Below are 20,069 nucleotides of genomic sequence, written 5' to 3' on the forward strand. Positions count from 1 at the left end.
CGTGCCGGGGCGGGGGTGGCGGGGGCTATGTTCCCGGCGTGGCCGAGACCTCCGACGCACCGCCGCGCCCGGCGGACCCGACCGTCGCGCTCCTGCGCCTGGACCCCGGGCTGGAGCCCCCGGCGTACGCCCACCCGGGTGACGCCGGCGCCGACCTGCGCACCGCCGTCGACGTGGAGCTCGCGCCGGGGGAGCGGCGGCTCGTGCCCACCGGGATCGCCCTGGCGCTGCCCGAGGGGTACGTCGGGCTCGTCCACCCCCGCTCCGGCCTGGCGGCGCGCCACGGCCTCTCCATCGTCAACACGCCGGGCACGGTCGACGCGGGCTACCGTGGCGAGGTCAAGGTGCTGCTGGTCAACCTCGACCCGCGGGAGCCGATCGTGCTGCGGCGCGGCGACCGGATCGCCCAGCTCGTCGTCCAACGGGTCGAGCGCGCCGCGTTCGTCGAGGTCGACGCCCTTCCTGCCTCCGTGCGGGGCGAGGGCGGCTACGGTTCTACGGGGGGATTCGGCGCGACCACCGCGCCCGCGGGCGATGGACCGGCCCCCACCCACGCAGAGGAGAAGTGAGTGAAGTTCCGCCGCAAGCCCCGCGTCGAGGGTGACGGCGTCGCCGGTCCCACCGCGCTGACGCCGTCGTTCGGCGCCCCGCAGCGCACCGACGTGGTGACGATGGGCCCGTACGACGAGAAGGACGCGCCGGAGGCCGAGCGCGCCGACCTCGGCTCGCTCCTCATCGCGCCCGGCCCGGGCCGCGACGTGCGGCTGCAGGTCGACCAGAAGACCCAGCGGGTCCAGGCGGTCATCATCACCGGCGCCGAGGGCGCCATCGAGCTGCGGGCCTTCGCGGCCCCGCGCAACGGCGACCTGTGGGCCGAGACCCGTCCGATGATCGCGGCCGAGACCGTGCGCCGCGGCGGCTCCGCCACGGAGCAGGAGGGCCGGTTCGGCCCGGAGCTGCGCTGCGAGGTCACGGTGCAGCGCCCCGACGGCACGACGGTGCTGCAGCCGTCCCGCGTGGTGGGGATCAACGGCCCGCGCTGGATGCTGCGCGCCACGATCCTCGGGCGCCCGGTGGCCGACGCCGAGGCGGCCGCGGAGTGGGAGGACGTGCTGGCCGGCGTCGTCGTCCGCCGCGGCGAGGAGGCCATGGCCGTCGGTGACGCCCTGCCCATCACGGTGCCCGAGCAGGCCCGTCGGGTGCAGTAGTGGCGATCGAGGACACGGCCCGGCGACGCTTCGGTCTCCGCGCCCGGCCGCACGGCCGGGAGATGGTCGACCAGGAGACCGCCGACCTGCGTCGCGACCACGGCGCCGAGGGCCGCACCTGCATCGGTGACGCGCCCGACCGCGAGCGGGTCCAGCTCTTCGGCATCCTGCGCACCGTCACGCTCCAGCCGCGCGGGGGCGTGCCCTCGCTGCAGGCCGAGCTCGCCGACGGCACCGGCTCGATCACGCTCGTGTGGCTGGGGCGCCGCTCGATCCGCGGGATCTCCGCGGGCCGGTCGGTCTCGGTCACCGGCCGCGCCGGCCTGCAGGACGGCGTCCGCGTCATGTTCAACCCCCGCTACGAGCTGAGGCCCTGATGAGCGAGCCCACCGCCCCCCGGGCGGCGGTCGACGTCGACACCGTCGAGGCCCTGGTGCGCCGGCAGCTGTCGGCGGCCTTCGGCGGCGGGCGCGGCATCGTCGAGGCGGCCGTGCCCACGCTGCTGTTCACGGTCCTGTGGCTGAGCACGAAGGACCTGCGGCTGGGCCTCGTCACGAGCCTCGCCGTGACGGTCGTGCTCCTGCTGGTGCGGCTCGTGCAGCGCTCGACGGTGCAGTACGTCGTGAACGCGCTCGTCGGCATCGGCATCGGCTGGTTCTTCGTGCACCTCTCCGCCCGCTCCGGCGGCTCCGTCGACGACCAGGCCCTGGCCTACTTCCTGCCCGGGATCCTCTACAGCGCCGGCTACACCGTCGTCGTCGGCGCGAGCTGCGTCGTGGGCTGGCCGCTCATGGGCTTCCTCATCGGCAGCGTCACCGGCGACATGACGGCGTGGCACGAGGACCGCGGGATCGTGCGGCTGTGCACGCGCCTGACGTGGCTGCTGCTGCTGCCCGGCGCCATCGGCGTCCTGCTGCAGGGGCCGGTGTGGCTCGCCGGTCACTCCGGCGCGCTGTCGGCCAGCACGGCCGTGGCGGTGCTCGCCGCGCTGCGCCTCGGGCTCGGCTGGCCGCTGCGCATCGCATCCTTCGCCGCGATGATCTGGATCCTCTCGCGCGACCGGACCCCCCTGGCGGAGCCCGCCGCACCCGCGACGCCCGCCACCCCCGCCGGATGAGCGACGTGCCCGAGGCCGACGGCCTGTTCGAGGTGCCGGGCGCCCCGCCGCCGCCCGCGCGCAGCGGGTCCGGCTCGCTGAGCTCCGCCGACCACGCCGCCGCCCCGCTGGCGGTGCGGATGCGTCCGCGCACGCTCGACGAGCTCGCCGGCCAGGAGCAGCTGCGGGCCGCCGGCTCGCCGCTGCGCCAGCTCATCGAGGGCGACCGCTCCTTGAGCCTGCTGCTGTGGGGGCCGCCCGGGACCGGCAAGACCACGATCGCCTCGATCGTGTCCCAGCAGACGCAGCGGCGCTTCGTCGAGGTCTCGGCGGTGTCCGCCGGCGTCAAGGAGGTGCGGGCCGCGATCGACGCGGCGCGCGCCGGTTTGGTGCGCACGGGCACCGAGACGGTGCTGTTCGTCGACGAGGTGCACCGCTTCTCCAAGGCCCAGCAGGACGCGCTCCTGCCCGGCGTCGAGAACCGGTGGGTCACGCTCGTGGCGGCCACCACCGAGAACCCCTACTTCTCGGTCATCTCCCCGCTGCTCTCGCGCTCGCTGCTGCTGCGCCTGCAGTCGCTGACCGACGAGGACGTGGCGGCCGTGATGGACCGGGCGCTGACCGACGAGCGCGGCCTGGCGGGCGCCCTCACGATCACCGACGAGGCGCGCGCCCACCTCGTGCGGATGGCGGGTGGCGACGCCCGCCGGTCGCTGACCTACCTCGAGGCGGCGGCGGCCGCCGCGACGTCGCGCGGCTCCGACGAGATCGACCTCGCCACCACCGAGACCGCCGTCGACCAGGCCGCGGTGCGCTACGACCGGCAGGGCGACCAGCACTACGACGTCATCAGCGCCTTCATCAAGTCGGTGCGCGGCTCGGACGCCGACGCGGCGCTGCACTACCTGGCCCGGATGTTCGAGGCGGGGGAGGACCCGCGGTTCATCGCCCGTCGCCTCGTCGTGCTCGCCAGCGAGGACGTCGGTCTGGCCGACCCCACCGCGCTGACGACGGCGGTGGCCGCGGCCCAGGCGGTGCAGCTGATCGGCATGCCCGAGGCCCGGCTCAACCTCGCCCAGGCCACGGTGGCGCTCGCGGTCGCCCCGAAGTCGAACGCCGTCTACAACGCGATCAACGCCGCGCAGGCCGACGTGCGCGCCGGGAAGATCGGCACCGTCCCGGCCCACCTGCGCGACGCCCACTACGCCGGCGCGAAGAAGATCGGCCACGGGGCGACGTACCAGTACGCGCACGACGCGCCGTACGGCATCGCCACCCAGGTCTACGCCCCGGAGGCGGTCGCGGACCGCACCTACTACGAGCCCACGGCGAACGGCGCCGAGGCCGCGCTGGGGGAGCGCTGGGCGCGCATCCGCCGGATCGTGCGCGGGCAGCCCGGCGACGGTGCGGCGCGTTGAGCGCCCCGCGATAAGGTCACCCCCCATGAGCGACGTACTGACGACGCCCTGGGTGCTGCCGTGCCTGGTGCTCGCCGCACTGGCCGTCGTCGTCGTGCTCACGGTCGTGGTGCTGCGGCGCCAGGCGCGCACCCGCGCCGAGCTCGCCGCCGCCCGCGCCGACGCCGCCGAGCTGCGCGCCCAGGTCGCCGCGGTGGAGCGCCGGGCGGCCGAGCGCGACCGGGTGGCCGCCGACGCCTCCCGCCGCGAGGTGGTCCCCGCCGGGCGCCGCCGCCCGGCCCCCGACTACGTCATCACCCGTCTCGGCGCCGAGCCCGGTGACGGCGCCGCCGGTGCTCCGAGCGGTGCCGCCGCCCCCCGCCGCACCGTCGAGGTCGCGGGCCGCGTCGACGGCCGGCTCTTCGCCGACCTCGTGCTGCGCGAGACGCTGGTGCGGGCCGCGGCGGTGACCTACGGCGTACGGCGGGCGCTCGCCCCCGAGACCCGCAACCGGGTGCGCTTCGAGGTGCGCCGCGAGGTGAAGCGCTCCCGCCGGGCCCGGCGCGCCGAGCTCAAGCAGGCCCGCCGCGACCTGCACGCCCGCCAGCGCGCGGAGGAGGCGGCGTGAGGGCCGCCTGGTTCGTCGCCGGTGCGGGCGCCGGCCTGTGGGCCGCGGTGCGCGCCCGCCGGGTGGCCGAGGCCCTCACCCCCGACGGCGCCCGCGACCGGGTGGCGGGCGTGCGCCTGGGGGCGCGGATGCTCGCCGAGGAGTTCACGGCGGGCGCCGCGGAGAAGGACGCCGAGCTGCGCGAGCGGTTCGGCCTCGTGCCCCACGGCCTGCCCGAGCTGACCCCGGGTGCGCACGGCGCCGCGGTGCCTGGCAGCATCACCGCGCCGGAGCCGGGCCCCGCCGGCGCCGCTCCCGCGGCGCACGACCCCTCGCACGACTCCTCCCTCGACTCGACCACCGGCCCCCGCGCCGGGCAGGAAGGCAGCAGCTGATGGACACCGCGGAGATCCGCCGCCGGTTCACCGACCACTTCGCGAGCAACGCCGCGGTCGGCGAGCACACGGTCGTGCCCTCGGCCTCGCTGCTGCTCGACGACCCGAACCTGCTGTTCGTCAACGCCGGCATGGTGCCGTTCAAGCCGTTCTTCCTCGGCCAGGAGACGGCGCCGTACCCGCGGGCCACCAGCATCCAGAAGTGCGTGCGGACCCTCGACATCGAGGAGGTCGGCAAGACCACCCGCCACGGCACCTTCTTCGAGATGTGCGGCAACTTCTCCTTCGGCGACTACTTCAAGGAGGGCGCCATCACGCTCGCCTGGGAGCTGGTCACGAAGTCCCAGGCCGACGGCGGGTTCGGTTTCGACGAGTCCGTCCTCTACCCGTCGGTGCTCGACGGCGACGAGGAGGCGGTGGCGCTGTGGAAGCGCATCACCGGCCTGCCCGACGACCGCATCGTGCGACTGCCGCCCAAGGAGAACTACTGGTCGATGGGCGTGCCGGGCCCCGGTGGCCCCTGCTCGGAGATCCTCATCGACCGCGGCCCGGCGTACGGAGCCGACCGCGACTGGGACGCGGGTGACCGCTACCTGGAGTTCTGGAACCTCGTCTTCATGCAGGACGAGCTGTCCGCGGTGCGCAGCAAGTCCGACTTCGACGTCGCCGGCTCGCTGCCGCGCAAGAACATCGACACGGGCATGGGCCTGGAGCGGGTCGCGTACCTGCTCCAGGGCAAGGACAACATGTACGAGATCGACGTGGTGTTCCCCGTCATCGAGCGCGCCCAGGAGCTCACGGGCCGCCGGTACGGCGCGGACCCCGCCGACGACGTGCGCTTCCGTGTCGTCGCCGACCACGTCCGCTCCTCGATGATGCTCATCAACGACGGCGTGACGCCCGGCAACGAGGGCCGCGGCTACGTGCTGCGGCGCCTGCTGCGCCGCGCCGTGCGCTCGATGCGCCTGCTGGGGTACGGCGACCCCTCGCTGCCCGAGCTGCTCCCCGTGAGCCGCGACAAGATGGGCGAGGGCTACCCCGAGCTGCTCGCCGGGTGGGACCGCATCAGCCGCGTCGCGTTCGCCGAGGAGGAGGCGTTCCGCAAGACGCTCCAGGCCGGCACGCAGATCTTCGACCTGGCGGCCGGCGAGGTGAAGCAGTCCGGGGGCGACCGCCTCTCGGGCGCCAAGGCGTTCGCGCTGCACGACACCTACGGCTTCCCGATCGACCTGACGCTCGAGATGGCCTCCGAGGCCGGCCTCAGCGTCGACGAGCAGGGCTTCCGCGGCCTCATGCAGGCGGCGCGGGAGAAGTCGAAGGAGGACGCGCGCCGCAAGAAGGGGCAGCACGCGGACACGTCGGCGTACCGCGGGGTGCTCGACGCCCACGGCCCGACCGTGTGGCTGGCCTACGAGACGCTCGAGACCGAGTCGCGCCCGCTGGCGCTGCTGGCCGACGGCGCCGCCACCGACGTGCTCACGGCGGGCCAGGTCGGCGAGCTCGTGCTCGACCGCACCCCGTTCTACGCCGAGTCGGGCGGCCAGGCCGCCGACGCGGGCACGATCGAGTTCGACGGCGGTCGCCTCGAGGTCATCGACGTCCAGCGCCCGGTCAAGGGCCTCGTGGTCCACCAGGTGCGCGTGGTCGACGGCGAGCTCGCGCTCGGCTCGGGCGCCGCCGGCACCCTGCAGGCCCGCGTCGACCCCGAGTGGCGGATCGGCGCGCGCCAGGCCCACTCCGGCACGCACGTGGTGCACGCGGCGCTGCGCGAGGTGCTCGGCCCCTCCGCGCTGCAGTCGGGCTCCTACAACCGCCCCGGCTACCTGCGCCTCGACTTCGGCTGGACCCAGGGCCTCGCCCCGGCCCAGGTGCACGACATCGAGCAGGTCGCCAACCAGGCGCTGCGGGCGGACCTGCCCGTCGGCTGGCAGTACATGACGCTCGGCGAGGCCCGCGAGTGGGGCGCGCTGGCGCTCTTCGGCGAGACCTACGACGAGACCAAGGTCCGCGTCGTGGAGATCGGCGGCCCGTGGTCGCGCGAGCTGTGCGGCGGCACGCACGTCGACCACTCCTCGCAGATCGGCACGATCGTGGTGACCGGCGAGTCGTCGGTCGGCTCGGGCAACCGCCGCATCGAGGCCTACACGGGCGTCGAGGGCTTCGCCTACCTCGCCCGCGAGCGCGACGTCGTGGCGCAGCTGACCGGTCTGCTCAAGACCCAGCCCGACGACCTGGTCGGCCGGGTCGGTGACCTCGTCGAGCGCCTGCGGGCGGCTGAGAAGGAGCTGGAGCGGGCCCGTGTCGCGCAGCTCCTCGCCGGCGCGGGCGAGCTGGCCGCCGGGGCCCAGGACGTCGGCGGGGTGGCGGTGGTCGCCACCCGCGCGCCCGGCGCCGCCGGCGGCGACGTGCGCACCCTCGCCCTCGACGTCCGGGGACGCATCGCGCCCTCGCGGCCGGCAGTGGTCGTGGTCGTCGGTGACGGGGGCGGCAAGCCCGCCGTGGTGGCCGCGGTCAACGACGCGGCCCGTGAACGCGGCCTCAGCGCCAACGCCCTCGTCCGCGCCGCCGGCCCCCACCTCGGGGGCAAGGGCGGCGGCAAGGACGACGTGGCCCAGGGCGGCGGCACCGACGTCGGCGGCATCGACGCCGCCCTCGCGGCCGTGCTCGACCAGGTGCGCACGACCGCAGGCGACGGCGCCTGAGCGACGATGAGCGGAGTGCGGCTGGGGATCGACCCGGGGGACGCTCGCATCGGGGTCGCCCGGTGCGACCCCTCGGGCATCCTGGCCACGCCCGTGGAGACCGTGCGGCGCGGGCCGGGCGACCTCGCCCGCATCGTCGCGCTGCGCGACGAGCACGAGGCCGTCGAGGTCGTGGTCGGGCTCCCGCGGTCCCTGTCGGGCCGCGAGGGCCCGGCGGCGGCGAAGGTCCGCAAGTTCGCGACGCAGCTGGCGTCCCGGCTGGGTGGCACCCCGGTCCGGCTCGTCGATGAGAGACTCACGACCGTGTCCGCGGAGAGCATGCTGCGCGCGAGCGGTCGCAAGGCCAAGAACCAGCGGTCGGTGGTCGACCAGGCCGCTGCCGTGCTGATCCTGCAACACGTCCTGGACACCGAGCGGCGCACGGGGGTCGCGCCCGGCAAACTCCTCGAGGAGAACGATGTCTGACCCGTCCCCGCACCACCGGCAGAGCCCGCTGGACGCCCTCGGTGCCGACGACCCGCACCACGACGACCACGGCGCGTACCCCGACGAGTACCCCGCCGAGTACCCCGACGAGCACCACGACGACGAGGCCTACGAGCCCCGCCGCCAGGGTGGGTCGCGCCGGGCGAAGAAGAAGCGCAAGCCCGTGGGGTGCCTGCTCGTGGCCCTCGTGCTGGTCGTTGCCTTCGCCGGCGGCCTCTACCTCGGCGTGAGCTGGGTGGCCGACCGGCTCAACGGCGGAGGCGAGCCCGAGGACTTCGAGGGGGTCGCGTCCGTCGAGGAGTGCGCGACCTCCGGCGAGGTCGAGATCACGGTCCCGCCGGGCTACGTCGGCTCCGACATCGGTCGTCTGCTGGTCGACGAGGGTGTCGTGGCCTCGTCCGGGGCGTTCACCTCGGCGGTCGGCAGCGGGAGCGTGCGGGACGGCACGCGGACGATGTGCGAGGGCATGAGCGGCGCCCAGGCCGCCGAGCTGATGACGAACGCCGACTACATCGGCGGCGGCAACGGCATCACGATCACCGCGGGCAAGACGAAGGAGCAGACCCTCGCGCTCCTCGCCGAGGCCACCGGCGTGCCGGTCGAGGACTTCACCGCCGCGGCGGAGGACCCCGCCATCGGTCTGCCGGAGGGGGCCAACGGCGACGTCGAGGGCTACCTCTTCCCCGACAGCTACGACTTCGGGCCCGAGCCCACGGCCGTCTCGATCCTCACGCAGATGGTGGAGCGGTCGAAGGAGGTCGCCGCCGAGGCCGGGCTGACGGACGACGCCGTGCCCGGGTACACGCAGCACGAGCTGCTGACGCTGGCCAGCATCATCGAGAAGGAGGTGCTGCTCCCCGACGAGCGCGCCGCCGTGGCGGAGGTCGTCTACGACCGCCTCGAGGGCGCCTGCGTCGCCGAGGGCGTGCCCGCGGGCATGCTCCAGATGGACTCCACCGTCAACTACCTGCTGGGCGCGGGGACCGGTACCCCGGACACGACGGCCGAGGACCGCCAGATCGACAGCCCCTACAACACCTACCGGTACCCCGGCCTGCCGCCCGGCCCCATCGCCTCGCCGGGGCGGGCCTCGATGGAGGGCGCGGTCGACCCGACCGACGAGGGCTACTGCTTCTTCGTGGCCAGTGGCCGGGACAGCGGGGAGTCGCTGTTCGCGGCGACCTACCAGGAGCACCTGCGGAATGTCGACGAGTACCGGAACGGCTGAGCGCTCCGGGCGGTGCGCGGTCGTGGGGGACCCGATCGCGCACTCGCTCTCGCCCGTGCTGCACACGGCGGGGTACGACGCGCTCGGCCTCACCGGGTTCGGCTACGTCGCCGAGCGGGTGCCGGCGGGCGGCCTGGCCGACTTCGTCGGCGGCCTCGACGCCTCCTGGCGGGGGCTGTCGGTGACGATGCCGCTGAAGCGGGAGGCGGCCCAGCTGGCCGACGAGGTCACGCCGCTCGCGGCGGCCGCCGGCGCGGTCAACACGCTGGTGCTGCACCGCGGCCGGGTGCGGGGCGACAACACCGACGTGCCGGGGGCGGTCAACGCGCTGCGCGAGCGGGGTGTCGACGCGGTCCGCACGGCCACCGTGGTGGGGGGTGGCGCGACCGCGACGTCGGTCTCGCTGGCGCTGGCCGACCTGGGCGTCCGCTCGATCACGCTCGTCGTGCGCTCCGCGGAGCGGGCGGCGGAGACGCTGGCCGCGGTGCAGTCCCACCCGTCGGCCCCCGACGTCGCGATCGCGGGCGCGGAGGACGTGGCGCCGCCCGGTGAGGTCGTCGTCTCGACCGTCCCCGTCGAGGCGCAGGGGCCCGAGCTCGTCGAGCGGCTGGCCGTGGCCCCGGTGGTCTTCGACGCCGTCTACGACCCGTGGCCCACGCCGCTGGCGGAGGCCGCCGAGCTCCGCGGCGCGGTGCTCGTCAACGGGCTCGACCTGCTCGTCCACCAGGCGCTGCTCCAGTTCGAGCAGTTCACCGGCGAGCGCGTGGGCGTCGACGTCATGCGCGACGCCGGTCTCGCGGCGCTGCGCGAGCGCTGAGGGCGTCCAACCGTGGCGGTCGAGGTCGGTGCGGTGCTCGTCGGGGCGACGGCCGCCGCCGCGCTGGCCGCGGTGCTGCCCGCAGCCCTGGCCCGCGTGCCCGACCCGCCGCCGTACGACGACGAGGCGGACGACGAGGTGGACGCCGGGGCGGGGCCGGACGCCGTGGCCGAGGCGCCGGCGTACCCGACGTTCGCGGAGCTCGCCGCCGCGCCCGCGCTCCCGCTCGGTCTCGCCGTCGTCGCCGCGCTCACGGGCGGGCTGCTGGGGGCGCACACCGGCTGGGCGTGGCCGCTGACGTGGCTCGTGGTGCTGGCCGGGGTGGGCGCGCTGCTGTCGTGGGTGGACCTGCGGACCTACCTGCTGCCGACGCGGATCATCTACCCGACGTACGCCGTGGTGGCGCTGCTCATGGCGACGGCCTGGGTGGTGGAGGGCGACGGTGCCCCGGTACGGCGCGCCGCCTGGGGGCTGGGGATCGCGCTGTTCTGCTACTGGCTGCCGTGGCGGATCAACGCGAGCTGGATGGGCTTCGGCGACGTGCGCCTGTCCGGCCTGCTCGGCGCGGTGCTGGGCTGGGCCGGGTGGGCCGAGCTGGCGCTGGGCCTCTACCTGCCGTTCCTGCTCGGCGGGGTGGTCGGCGGGGTGCTGATGCTGCTGCGGGTGCTCGGCCGCTCGTCGTACCCGCTCGGCCCGTTCATGTTCCTCGGCACCCTGCTCGGTCTGCTCCTCGGGCCGTCGGTGCTGCCCGGCCTCGCGGCGTGAAAGACTCGCCCCCATGCTCCGATGGCTCACCGCGGGGGAGTCGCACGGCCCCAGCCTGGTCGCGATCCTCGAAGGTCTTCCCGCCCACGTCCGCATCACGTCCGGCGACGTCGCCGACGCGCTCGCGCGGCGCCGCCTCGGCTACGGCCGTGGCGCGCGCATGAAGTTCGAGCAGGACGAGGTGCGCTTCGTCGGCGGCGTCCGGCACGGCGCGACGCAGGGCGGACCGGTGGCGGTCGAGGTCGGCAACACCGAGTGGCCCAAGTGGGAGAAGGTCATGTCGGCCGACCCCGTGGACCCCGCGGAGCTGGAGAGCAGCGCGCGCAACGCCCCGCTGACCCGGCCCCGCCCGGGCCACGCGGACCTGGTGGGCATGCAGAAGTACGACTTCGACGAGGCCCGGCCGGTGCTCGAGCGGGCCTCGGCCCGCGAGACCGCCGCCCGCGTCGCGCTGGGCGCCGTCGCCGCGGCGTTCCTCGAGCAGACGACGGGCGCGCGGATCGTGTCCCACGTCGTCGAGCTCGGCGGCGTGCCCGCGCCTGCCGGTTCCGTGCCCGCCCCGGACGACGTCGCCCGCCTCGACGCCGACCCGGTCCGCTGCCTCGACGCCGCGGCGAGCGCCGCGATGGTGGCGCGCATCGACCAGGCCCACAAGGACGGCGACACCCTCGGCGGGGTCGTCGAGGTCGTCGTGCACGGCCTGCCGCCGGGCCTCGGGTCGCACGTGCACTGGGACCGCCGGCTCGACGCGCGCCTCGCCGGCGCGCTCATGGGCATCCAGGCCATCAAGGGCGTCGAGGTCGGGGACGGCTTCGAGCTGGCCGCCACCCCGGGCTCGCAGGCCCACGACGAGATCGTCGCCGACACCCCCGGCGCCGCCCCGGACCAGCTCGGCCTGCACCGCACCACGGCCCGCGCCGGCGGCATCGAGGGCGGCATGGCGACCGGTGAGGTGCTGCGCGTGCGCGCGGCCATGAAGCCGATCGCCACCGTGCCCCGCGCCCTGCGCACCGTCGACGTCGCCTCGGGCGAGGCCACCGTCGCGCACCACCAGCGCTCCGACGTCTGCGCCGTGCCGGCCGCCGGCATCGTGGCGGAGGCGATGGTGGCGCTCGTGCTGGCCGACGCGGTGACCGAGAAGTTCGGCGGCGACTCCGTCGGCGAGACCCTGCGCAACGTGGAGGGCTACCTCGCCGCGCTGAGGGTCCGGTGAGCCCCGCCACCCGCCCCCGCGCGGTGCTGGTCGGCTCGATGGGCGCCGGCAAGACCACGGTGGGCGCCGAGCTGGCCCGCCGGTGGGGCGTCGGGTTCCGCGACACCGACGCCGACGTCGTCGCCGCGGAGGGCCGCGAGGTCGCCGACATCTTCGTGACCGACGGGGAGGCGCACTTCCGCGCCCTCGAGCGCGAGGCCGTCGCGCGGGCGCTGGCCGAGCACGACGGCGTGCTGGCCCTGGGCGGCGGCGCGGTGGTCGACCCCACGACCCGTGAGCTGCTGGCGGGCCACGTCGTGGTCTTCCTCGAGGTCGGCCTCGCCGAGGCCGTGCAGCGGGTCGGGCTCGGCGCCTCGCGACCGATGCTGCTCGGCAACGTGCGGGGCCGCATCAAGGCACTGCTCGACGAGCGCACCCCGGTGTACGCCGGGCTCGCCACCGTCCGCGTCCCCACCGACGGCCGCGAGCCGGCGCAGGTGGCCGACGAGGTCGAGGCGCGGCTGGAGCACGCCCGTGCCTGAGCCCCGCGTCGACGCCGGCACGGCGACCCTCCACGTCGGCGGCGCCTCGCCGTACGACGTCGTCATCGGCTCCGGGGTGGGGGAGCACGTGCTGCCCATGCTCGGCGACGGCGTGCGCCGCGTCGCCGTGCTGCACCCCGACGGCCTGCGCCACCTGGCCGTGCCCGTGGTGGAACGTCTCGAGGCCGCCGGCCTGGCCGTGCTCGAGCTGCCCCTGCCCGAGGGGGAGGGCGCCAAGACCGCGGCCGTCGCCGTGCGGGCCTGGGACGCGCTGGGCGAGGCGGGCTTCACCCGCTCCGACGCCGTCGTCACGGTCGGCGGCGGCGCCACCACCGACATGGGCGGCTTCGTCGCCGCCACGTGGCTGCGCGGAGTGCGCGTCGTGCACGTGCCGACCACGCTGCTCGGCATGGTCGACGCGGCGGTCGGCGGCAAGACCGGCATGAACACCGCGGCCGGCAAGAACCTCGTCGGGTCGTTCCACGAGCCGGCGGGCGTGGTCTGCGACCTCGCCACCCTCGCGACGCTGCCCCACGACGAGCTCGTCAGCGGCCTCGGCGAGGTCGTGAAGTGCGGCTTCATCGCCGATCCCGAGATCCTCCGGCTCGTCGAGACCGACCCGGCCGGCGCGGTCGACCCCGCGAGCCCCGTGCTCGCCGAGCTGGTGCGCCGCGCGGTGCAGGTGAAGATCGACGTCGTGGTCGGGGACCTGCGCGAGACCGCCGGCACCAGCGGCGCCGAGCACCCCGGGCGCGAGGCGCTCAACTACGGCCACACCCTCGCGCACGCGGTGGAGCGGGCCGAGGACTACACGATGCGCCACGGCGAGGCGGTCGCGATCGGCATGGTGTTCGTCGCCGAGCTGGCCCGGCGCACCGGCCACGTCGACGACGCACTGGCCGACCGGCACACCAGCGCGCTCGCCGCGGTGGGGCTACCGACGACCTACGACGGCGCGCCGTTCGAGGAGGTGCTCGCGACCATGCGGGTGGACAAGAAGTCACGCGGCGACCAGCTGCGGTTCGTCGTGCTCGACGGGCTCGCGCGACCGCGGATCCTGGCCGGGCCGGACGAGGCCGACCTGCGGGCCGCGTACGACGTGGTCCGCCACGGCGGGGCGATCGGGGCCGGCGCGTGAGCGCGGCGAGCCGGCCGCCGGGCATCCCGGTGCTCGTGCTGAACGGTCCCAACCTCGGGCGCCTCGGTCGCCGGCAGCCCGAGATCTACGGCCGCACGACCCACGACGAGCTCGCGGCGTCGTGCGTGGCGTGGGGCGAGGCGCTCGGCCTCGCGGTCGAGGTGCGCCAGACCAACCACGAGGGCGTGCTCGTCGACTGGCTCAACGCAGCCGCCGACGACGCGGTGCCGGTGGTGCTCAACGCGGCGGCCTGGACGCACTACTCCTACGCCGTGTACGACGCCTGCGCCCAGCTCGTCGCACCGCTCGTCGAGGTGCACCTCTCGGACCCGATGACCCGTCCGGAGACCTGGCGGCACGCGTCCGTGGTGACGCCGCACGCGTCCGCGGTCGTGGCGGGCAAGGGGGTCGACGGCTACCGGGAGGCACTGGAGTTCGTGGCCGCCGCGGTCGCTCGCTAGACTCGCCCGCTGGCGTGCGCTGCGGCGTGCCCGACCCCCTCCACCCGTCGACAGAAGGCTGACCGAGCGCATGGCATCCACGAACGACCTCAAGAACGGCATGGTCCTCAACATCGACGGTCAGCTCTGGGCCGTCGTCGAGTTCCAGCACGTCAAGCCGGGCAAGGGTCCCGCGTTCGTCCGCACCAAGCTGAAGAACGTCGAGTCCAACAAGGTCGTCGACAAGACCTTCAACGCCGGCACGAAGGTCGAGACCGCGACGGTCGACCGCCGCACGATGCAGTACCTCTACAACGACGGCACCAGCTACGTCTTCATGGACACGGGCACGTACGACCAGATCGAGGTCGCGCCCGAGATCGTGGGCGACGCCAAGAACTTCCTCCTGGAGAACCAGGAGGCGATCGTGGCCACCAACGAGGGCCGCGTGCTGTTCATCGAGCTCCCCGCCTCCGTCGAGCTGCTCATCACCTACACCGAGCCGGGCCTGCAGGGCGACCGCTCGACCGGTGGCACGAAGCCGGCGACGCTGGAGACGGGCCACGTCATCAACGTCCCGCTGTTCATCAGCAACGGCGAGAAGGTCAAGGTCGACACCCGCGACTCCTCCTACCTGGGCCGCGTCTCCAGCTGATGGGAGCTCGCACCAAGGCGCGCAAGCGTGCCCTCGACGTGCTCTTCGGTGCGGAGATGCGCGGCGAGGACGCGGTCGAGGCGCTCGACGCCGCCATCGCGGCCGGCGAGGGCCCGGGCAACCCCTACACGGAGGTGCTGGTGCGCGGCGTGCACGAGCACCGCGCCGAGATCGACGGCGTGCTCTCCGCGCGGGCGCAGGGCTGGTCGCTCGAGCGGATGCCCGCCGTGGACCGCAACGTGCTGCGCATCGGGGTGTGGGAGATCCTCCACGCCGACGACGTCGACGCCGCCGTCGCGATCAGCGAGGCGCTGACGCTGGTCGGCGAGCTGTCGACCGACGAGTCCCCGGGCTTCGTCAACGGCGTCCTCGCCTCCGTCGTGCGCGAGCAGCGCCAGGCCTGAGCGACCGCTCCACCGCACGTCCGCCGACCCGGCGCCCCTCCTGGGGCGCCGGGTTCGTCGTACCCGGGGGTGCTCGGCGTTTGTCGGCCCGGGGCCGCGGGTAGGCCGGGCCGGCAGCCGGTGCCCGCGCCGCCGCTCGGGACCGTGGACACGAGGAGGAGCCCGGTGACCCTGCCCGACCCGCACCCCGGCCCGGGGGAGCACACGAGCGAACGGCTCTACACCACCGACGAGCTGGCGGCCTACACCGTCGAGCGCGACCGGGCCGAGGGCCGCCGCCGCGCCGACGTCGCCCCGGAGGGTCCGGCGCCCGTCGACCCAGCCGGGCTCGTGCCGCCACCGCCCGTCGCACCGCCGGTCGCGCCCCCCGTCGCACCGCCTGTCACCTCGCCCGCTGCCCCGCCCGCGGGGTACGGCGCGCTACCGCCGCGCCCCGGGGCCGCGCCGGCCGGGCGCGCGGCGCCGCCGCCGGCCGCAGCGTCGCCGACCGCTGCGCCGGTGCCGGAGGTGCGGCGCTTCATGACCGCGACCGACTTCCTCGACCGGCGGGTGGGGGAGCAGCCGCTCGGTCCGGCGACGTGGGGGTGGCGCGGTCGGGCGCGGCGGTGGTCCGGTGGAATGCTGCGCCCGCAGATGGGGAAGGCCGAGCGGGAGCACGAGCTGCAGCGGCGGGCGGTGCAGCGCGAGTTCGACGGCCCGCGCACCATCGTGTTCCTCAACCCGAAGGGCGGGGCGGCGAAGACGACGGGCGTGCTCATGGCGGGGCACACGTTCGGGACGGTGCGCGGCGGCGGGGTCGTCGCTTGGGACAACAACGAGACGCGCGGGACCCTGGGCATCCGGGCGCTGCGGGGCGAGCACCGCAACACGACGCGCGAGCTGCTCGAGGACCTCGAGCGCTTCAACGACGTCTACCAGGCCCGGATCGGTGACCTCGGTGCGTTCGTGCGCAGCCAGGGGGACGCGCACTTCGACGTGCTGGCCTCCGACGAGCGGGCCGACGTCACCGGCACCATCCGGGCCGACGACTTCCGGGCGGTGCACGCGCTGCTGCAGCGGTTCTACCGCCTGGTCGTCGTGGACACCGGCAACAACCTCCGCGCCGAGAACTGGCTCGCCGCCGCGGAGGCCGCCGACCTCATGGTGGTGACGAGCACGGTGCGGGAGGACACGGGCTACAGCGGCCTGTGGATGCTCGACGCCCTCGCGGACGCGGGCTACACCGACCTCGCGCGCCGTACCGTCACCGTGCTCTCCGACCCCTCGCCCAAGGTGGACCAGCAGCTCGCGGCCGACCTCACCGCGGTGTACGAGCAGCGCACCCGCGCCGTCTTCCGCGTGCCCTACGACCCGGCGCTCGTGTCGGGGTCGGTGGTGCCGTACGGCGAGCTGTCGACCGCCACGCAACGGTCGTGGCTGCGGGCGTGCGCGGCGATGGCGGAGGCGCTCTAGGGGGCTGTGGGCCCTGGCTGGGGGCCTGGCCGTGGACCTGGCGGGGGGCCTGCGCGGAACATCGGCCGGGTGAGCGCCGTTGGGCCGGGTATGCGAGCAGTCGTCTACTCCGAGACCGGTCCGTCCTCCGTCCTGAGCGTCGTCGAGCGCCCCGACCCGCAGCCCGGCCCGGGCGAGGTGCGGGTGCGGGTGGTCCGCGCCGGCGTGAACCCGACCGACTGGAAGTTCCGCGCCGTCATGGGCAGCCCGTTCGACGAGGTCGTCCCCGGCCAGGACGGTGCCGGCGTCGTCGACGCCGTGGGTGACGGCGTGACGGACCTCGCGGTAGGTGACCGCGTCTGGCTCGTGCTCGCCCAGCACCAGCGGCCGGGCGGCACGGCGGCCGAGCTCACCGTGCAGCCGGTCGAGCGCGTCGTACCGCTCCCGGAGGGCGCCTCGTTCGACCTCGGCGCCAGCCTCGGCGTACCGGCCGTCACCGCCCACCGCGCCCTCACCTCCGGTGACGTGCCGCGGCTCGGCCCGGGCACGCTGACCGGTACGACGGTGCTCGTCGCCGGCGGGGCGGGCGCGGTCGGCAACGCCGCCATCCAGCTCGCCGTGTGGTCGGGCGCGACCGTCGTGACGACGGTGAGCAGCCCGGAGAAGGCGGAGCTCGCCCGCGCCGCGGGCGCGCACCACGTCGTCGACTACCGCTCCGAGGACGTCGTCGCGGCGGTGCGCGCGATCGCGCCCGACGGCGTCGACCTCGTCGTCGAGGTGGCCCCGGCGCAGAACAACGGGCTCGACCTGGAGGTCGTGCGCAACCACGGCACCGTGGCCTACTACGCCAACAACGGCGGCGACTCGTTCACCGTGCCGATCCGGGAGACGTTCTCGAAGAACCTGCGCCACCAGGGCGTCCTGCTCTACACGCTCGACCGCGCCCTGCTCGCCACCGCCACCGAGGACGTCTCCGCGGCCGTGGCCGCCGGCGCCCTGCGGGTGGGCGAGGAGGCCGGCGTGCCGCTCCACCACTACTCGCTCGAGGACCTCGCCGCCGCGCACGACGCTGTCGAGGGCGGCGCCGTCGGCAAGGTGCTCGTCGACGTCGCGGAGGCCTGACGCGGTCGCCCGGTCGTGGTCGCGGTGTGAGCGGTAGTCGAGGGCTATCGCTCACACCGCGACGCGCATCAGCCGGCCGTGGGCAGGCCGGTACCGCGGTGGTCGAGGTGGTCGGGCTGCGTTCCGGTGGTTTCGAGGGGTGCTGGCGCACCCACCTCAACCACCGGGGTCGTGGCCCCACACGTGTCGGTGGTTGAGGCGGCCGCGTCAGCGGCCCTCGAAACCACGTCCGGGCGTGCCGGTGGCCGCGCCCGTCGCCGGTGGTTGAGGTGGCCGCGCCCGTCGCGGGTGGTTGAGGTGGCCGCGCCCGTCGCGGGTGGTTGAGGTGGCCGCGCCCGTCGCGGGTGGTTGAGGTGGCCGCGCCCGTCGCGGGTGGTTGAGGTGGCCGCGCCCGTCGCGGGTGGTTGAGGTGGCCGCGCCCGTCGCGGGTGGTTGAGGTGGCCGCGCCCGTCGCGGGCGGTTGAGGTGGCCGCGCCCGTCGCGGGCGGTTGAGGTGGCCGCGCCCGTCGCGGGCGGTTGAGGTGGCCGCGCCCGTCGCGGGCGGTTGAGGTGGCCGCGCCCGTCGCGGGCGGTTGAGGTGGCCGCGCCCGTCGCGGGTGGTTGAGGTGGCCGCGGCTGGTACGTCGGTGGTTGAGGTGGCCGCGGCTGGTACGTCGGTGGTTGAGGTGGCCGCGCCAGCGGCCCTCGAAACCACGCCGGGGCATGCCGGTGGCCCCGACACGGGGCGGTGGCGGGGTCGGCTAGTCGATTGGTGTGGTGCCGGTGGGGTCGACGGCGTACCGGAGCCCGTGGGGGCTGATCCAGAGGTAGGTGCCGAGTGGGTCTCGGTGGTAGCGCCATCGCCGGTCGGGCGGACCACTGCCCGGCGGGCTGGTGCCGGTCGGCGAGGGGTGGGTCTTGACGCGGTGGTGGCCTCGGCAGAGCGGTGCGAGGTTGGCGGTGGAGGTCTGACCTGCGCCCGGTGCTGCGTTCGACCGGTAGGGCTCGATGTGGTCGAGGTCGAGTCCGCGTGCTGGTCGCCCGCAGTAGGGGAACGCGCAGGTGGGTCGGTCGAGCGTGACCCTCTCGGCGATGCGGTCGGGGATCTCGTAGGCGTCGACGGCGACGTGCTCGGCGAGGTCGATGACGGGCTTGACGATGATCTTGGTGTCGGGTGCGCGGCACCAGTCGCGGACCTGGTCGACGGTGATCAGGCTGCGGGTGTTCTCGAGGCGGGCGAGGTCGATCCCGGTGGCGCCGGTGGCCGGGTCGATCCCGGGCCCGTCGCCTTTGCGGTGTGCGGCGATGGCGGCGTCGCTGAGGTGAACGTAGAGCACGACCTGTCGGGCGGGTGTCCGGGTCGAGTCGGCTGCCTTTCCGGCGCCTGCCTTTGCGCCGTAGAGGTCGAGGGCGGTCTGTCGTCGGGCGAGGTCGCCGAGGGCCATGGAGCGGCGGACGTCGAGGTCGGCGTTGCAGCCGGCTGCGGCGAGGTCGGCGGCCACCCGCTGCACGGCGTTCTGGAGGTCGAGGGCGTCGGCGACGTCGAGAGTGCCGTGGACGGGGACGACACCGGTCCACGGTGACGCTGCGTCGACCGGGTCGGTCTCGATGGTGAAGTAACGGCTCGCGTCTGCGTCTGCCCGGTCGAGCTCGGCGTTCTCGGGGTCGAACCGGGCGGTCGCTTCGGCGACGAGGCGTTCGACGGTGGGCATGGTGGCCCGGTGCGCGACGGGGGCGAGGTTGCGGTCGACGAAGTCCGCGGCGTCGGAGGTGAGGCTGCGGGTGAGGGCGGCGATCCTCCGGGCTCGCCACACCGGGAGCGCCCGCTTCTGCGTCGTCGGGTCGGCGCCGGCCAGGACGCGGGCCCAGAGGCGGGGCAGGCGGTGGCGCAGCTCGATGGCGTCACCGACCAGCGAACGCCCTGACGCTACGGAGCGGCCGAGGGCGCCGGAGATCTCGTAGAGGCAGAACTCCGAGACCAGGGGTGCGCCTGGGCCGCCGAGCTCGAGGAACCGGTCCCCGCCGGGGACAGCGTGGGGGTCTTCGTGCCACAGGCCGAGCGGGCCGACGGGGTCGCCGACGGTGCCTTCGGTGTGGGCGTTGGCCCAGTCGGCGACGGCGACGAGGGTCGCGATCTCGGCGGCCATCTGCGCCGCAGCAGCGGCGCGGGCGGTGGCGAGCAGCGCGGTGGTGTCGAGGGCCGGAGGGGCCTCGACGACTGCGGTGCTCGGGTGGTTCATACGGACGACGCTAGGGGTGGGCACCGACATTTTTCGGTCCAGGAACGGTGCCTGGGGAAAGAAGATCTGAGAGATTTCCAGAGCGATCGGATGGGGTCCGCCGGAGAACTCGATCGTGGTTTCGAGGGCCGCTGGCGCGGCCACCTCAACCACCGGCGGCCAGCGCGCGGCCACCTCAACCACCGGTGTGGCGCTCGGCCACCTCAACCACCGGTGTGGCGCTCG

The 20,069-nt window shown here is 75.0% G+C and carries 21 protein-coding genes; 20 read left to right on the forward strand and 1 reads right to left on the reverse strand.

Features of this window, described 5'->3' with window-relative positions:
• Positions 1-38 precede the first annotated feature (38 nt).
• The 20 genes from dut (at position 39) to ACOACO_RS10750 (ending at position 17,625) form a co-directional block, all read left to right on the forward strand.
• Entirely contained in the window at positions 39-569 is a 531-nt protein-coding gene (gene dut, locus ACOACO_RS10655) for a dUTP diphosphatase (protein ID WP_420296196.1), read from the forward strand.
• Entirely contained in the window at positions 570-1,208 is a 639-nt protein-coding gene (locus tag ACOACO_RS10660) for a DUF3710 domain-containing protein (protein WP_420296197.1), read from the forward strand.
• Positions 1,208-1,585, forward strand: coding sequence for an OB-fold nucleic acid binding domain-containing protein (locus ACOACO_RS10665; protein ID WP_420296198.1), 378 nt, complete (start codon positions 1,208-1,210; stop codon positions 1,583-1,585). Before ACOACO_RS10660 ends, ACOACO_RS10665 begins: the two co-directional genes overlap by 1 nt.
• Positions 1,585-2,325, forward strand: coding sequence for a DUF3159 domain-containing protein (locus tag ACOACO_RS10670; RefSeq protein ID WP_420296199.1), 741 nt, complete (start codon positions 1,585-1,587; stop codon positions 2,323-2,325). Before ACOACO_RS10665 ends, ACOACO_RS10670 begins: the two co-directional genes overlap by 1 nt.
• Positions 2,322-3,722 carry a replication-associated recombination protein A gene (locus ACOACO_RS10675; RefSeq protein ID WP_420296200.1) on the forward strand — a complete coding sequence of 467 codons (1,401 nt, stop codon included), beginning with the start codon at positions 2,322-2,324 and terminating at the stop codon, positions 3,720-3,722. The genes ACOACO_RS10670 and ACOACO_RS10675 overlap by 4 nt, the downstream gene beginning before the upstream one ends.
• A gap of 25 nt (positions 3,723-3,747) precedes the next feature.
• Positions 3,748-4,329, forward strand: a complete 582-nt coding sequence (locus ACOACO_RS10680) for a hypothetical protein (protein WP_420296201.1) — start codon at positions 3,748-3,750, stop codon at positions 4,327-4,329.
• Complete coding sequence (locus tag ACOACO_RS10685; protein ID WP_420296202.1) at positions 4,326-4,703, forward strand: DUF6167 family protein; 378 nt, start codon at positions 4,326-4,328, stop codon at positions 4,701-4,703. The genes ACOACO_RS10680 and ACOACO_RS10685 overlap by 4 nt, the downstream gene beginning before the upstream one ends.
• Entirely contained in the window at positions 4,703-7,405 is a 2,703-nt protein-coding gene (gene alaS / locus ACOACO_RS10690; RefSeq protein ID WP_420296203.1) for an alanine--tRNA ligase, read from the forward strand. Before ACOACO_RS10685 ends, alaS begins: the two co-directional genes overlap by 1 nt.
• A gap of 6 nt (positions 7,406-7,411) precedes the next feature.
• Positions 7,412-7,870: a Holliday junction resolvase RuvX gene (gene ruvX, locus ACOACO_RS10695; protein ID WP_420296204.1), complete on the forward strand. Its 459-nt coding sequence runs from the start codon at positions 7,412-7,414 to the stop codon at positions 7,868-7,870.
• The gene (mltG, locus tag ACOACO_RS10700) at positions 7,863-9,119 is read left to right on the forward strand and encodes an endolytic transglycosylase MltG (protein WP_420296205.1); all 1,257 of its coding nucleotides are present in this window, start codon (positions 7,863-7,865) and stop codon (positions 9,117-9,119) included. The genes ruvX and mltG overlap by 8 nt, the downstream gene beginning before the upstream one ends.
• Positions 9,094-9,936, forward strand: coding sequence for a shikimate dehydrogenase (locus ACOACO_RS10705; protein ID WP_420296206.1), 843 nt, complete (start codon positions 9,094-9,096; stop codon positions 9,934-9,936). The genes mltG and ACOACO_RS10705 overlap by 26 nt, the downstream gene beginning before the upstream one ends.
• A gap of 12 nt (positions 9,937-9,948) precedes the next feature.
• The gene (locus ACOACO_RS10710) at positions 9,949-10,701 is read left to right on the forward strand and encodes a prepilin peptidase (protein WP_420296207.1); all 753 of its coding nucleotides are present in this window, start codon (positions 9,949-9,951) and stop codon (positions 10,699-10,701) included.
• Positions 10,702-10,714: 13 nt separating this feature from the next.
• Positions 10,715-11,914, forward strand: coding sequence for a chorismate synthase (aroC, locus tag ACOACO_RS10715; protein ID WP_420296208.1), 1,200 nt, complete (start codon positions 10,715-10,717; stop codon positions 11,912-11,914).
• Complete coding sequence (locus ACOACO_RS10720) at positions 11,911-12,435, forward strand: shikimate kinase (RefSeq protein ID WP_420296209.1); 525 nt, start codon at positions 11,911-11,913, stop codon at positions 12,433-12,435. The genes aroC and ACOACO_RS10720 overlap by 4 nt, the downstream gene beginning before the upstream one ends.
• Positions 12,428-13,573: a 3-dehydroquinate synthase gene (gene aroB / locus ACOACO_RS10725; protein WP_420296210.1), complete on the forward strand. Its 1,146-nt coding sequence runs from the start codon at positions 12,428-12,430 to the stop codon at positions 13,571-13,573. Before ACOACO_RS10720 ends, aroB begins: the two co-directional genes overlap by 8 nt.
• A gap of 23 nt (positions 13,574-13,596) precedes the next feature.
• Complete coding sequence (locus tag ACOACO_RS10730; RefSeq protein ID WP_420296329.1) at positions 13,597-14,034, forward strand: type II 3-dehydroquinate dehydratase; 438 nt, start codon at positions 13,597-13,599, stop codon at positions 14,032-14,034.
• Between the two features lie 70 nt (positions 14,035-14,104).
• On the forward strand, positions 14,105-14,668 hold the full coding sequence (gene efp / locus ACOACO_RS10735; protein ID WP_277501188.1) for an elongation factor P: 564 nt from the start codon (positions 14,105-14,107) through the stop codon (positions 14,666-14,668).
• Positions 14,668-15,072, forward strand: a complete 405-nt coding sequence (gene nusB, locus ACOACO_RS10740) for a transcription antitermination factor NusB (RefSeq protein ID WP_420296211.1) — start codon at positions 14,668-14,670, stop codon at positions 15,070-15,072. Before efp ends, nusB begins: the two co-directional genes overlap by 1 nt.
• Before the next feature lie 165 nt (positions 15,073-15,237).
• Entirely contained in the window at positions 15,238-16,524 is a 1,287-nt protein-coding gene (locus ACOACO_RS10745; RefSeq protein ID WP_420296212.1) for a MinD/ParA family ATP-binding protein, read from the forward strand.
• A 90-nt stretch (positions 16,525-16,614) separates the two neighbouring features.
• The gene (locus ACOACO_RS10750; protein WP_420296213.1) at positions 16,615-17,625 is read left to right on the forward strand and encodes an NADPH:quinone reductase; all 1,011 of its coding nucleotides are present in this window, start codon (positions 16,615-16,617) and stop codon (positions 17,623-17,625) included.
• Positions 17,626-18,365: 740 nt separating this feature from the next.
• Here ACOACO_RS10750 and ACOACO_RS10755 read toward each other — a convergent pair.
• Positions 18,366-19,844, reverse strand: coding sequence for a hypothetical protein (locus ACOACO_RS10755; protein ID WP_420296214.1), 1,479 nt, complete (start codon positions 19,842-19,844; stop codon positions 18,366-18,368).
• Positions 19,845-20,069 lie beyond the last annotated feature (225 nt).

The sequence above is a fragment of the Nocardioides sp. CPCC 205120 genome (genome assembly GCF_048654585.1).
Lineage (GTDB): Bacteria > Actinomycetota > Actinomycetes > Propionibacteriales > Nocardioidaceae > Nocardioides.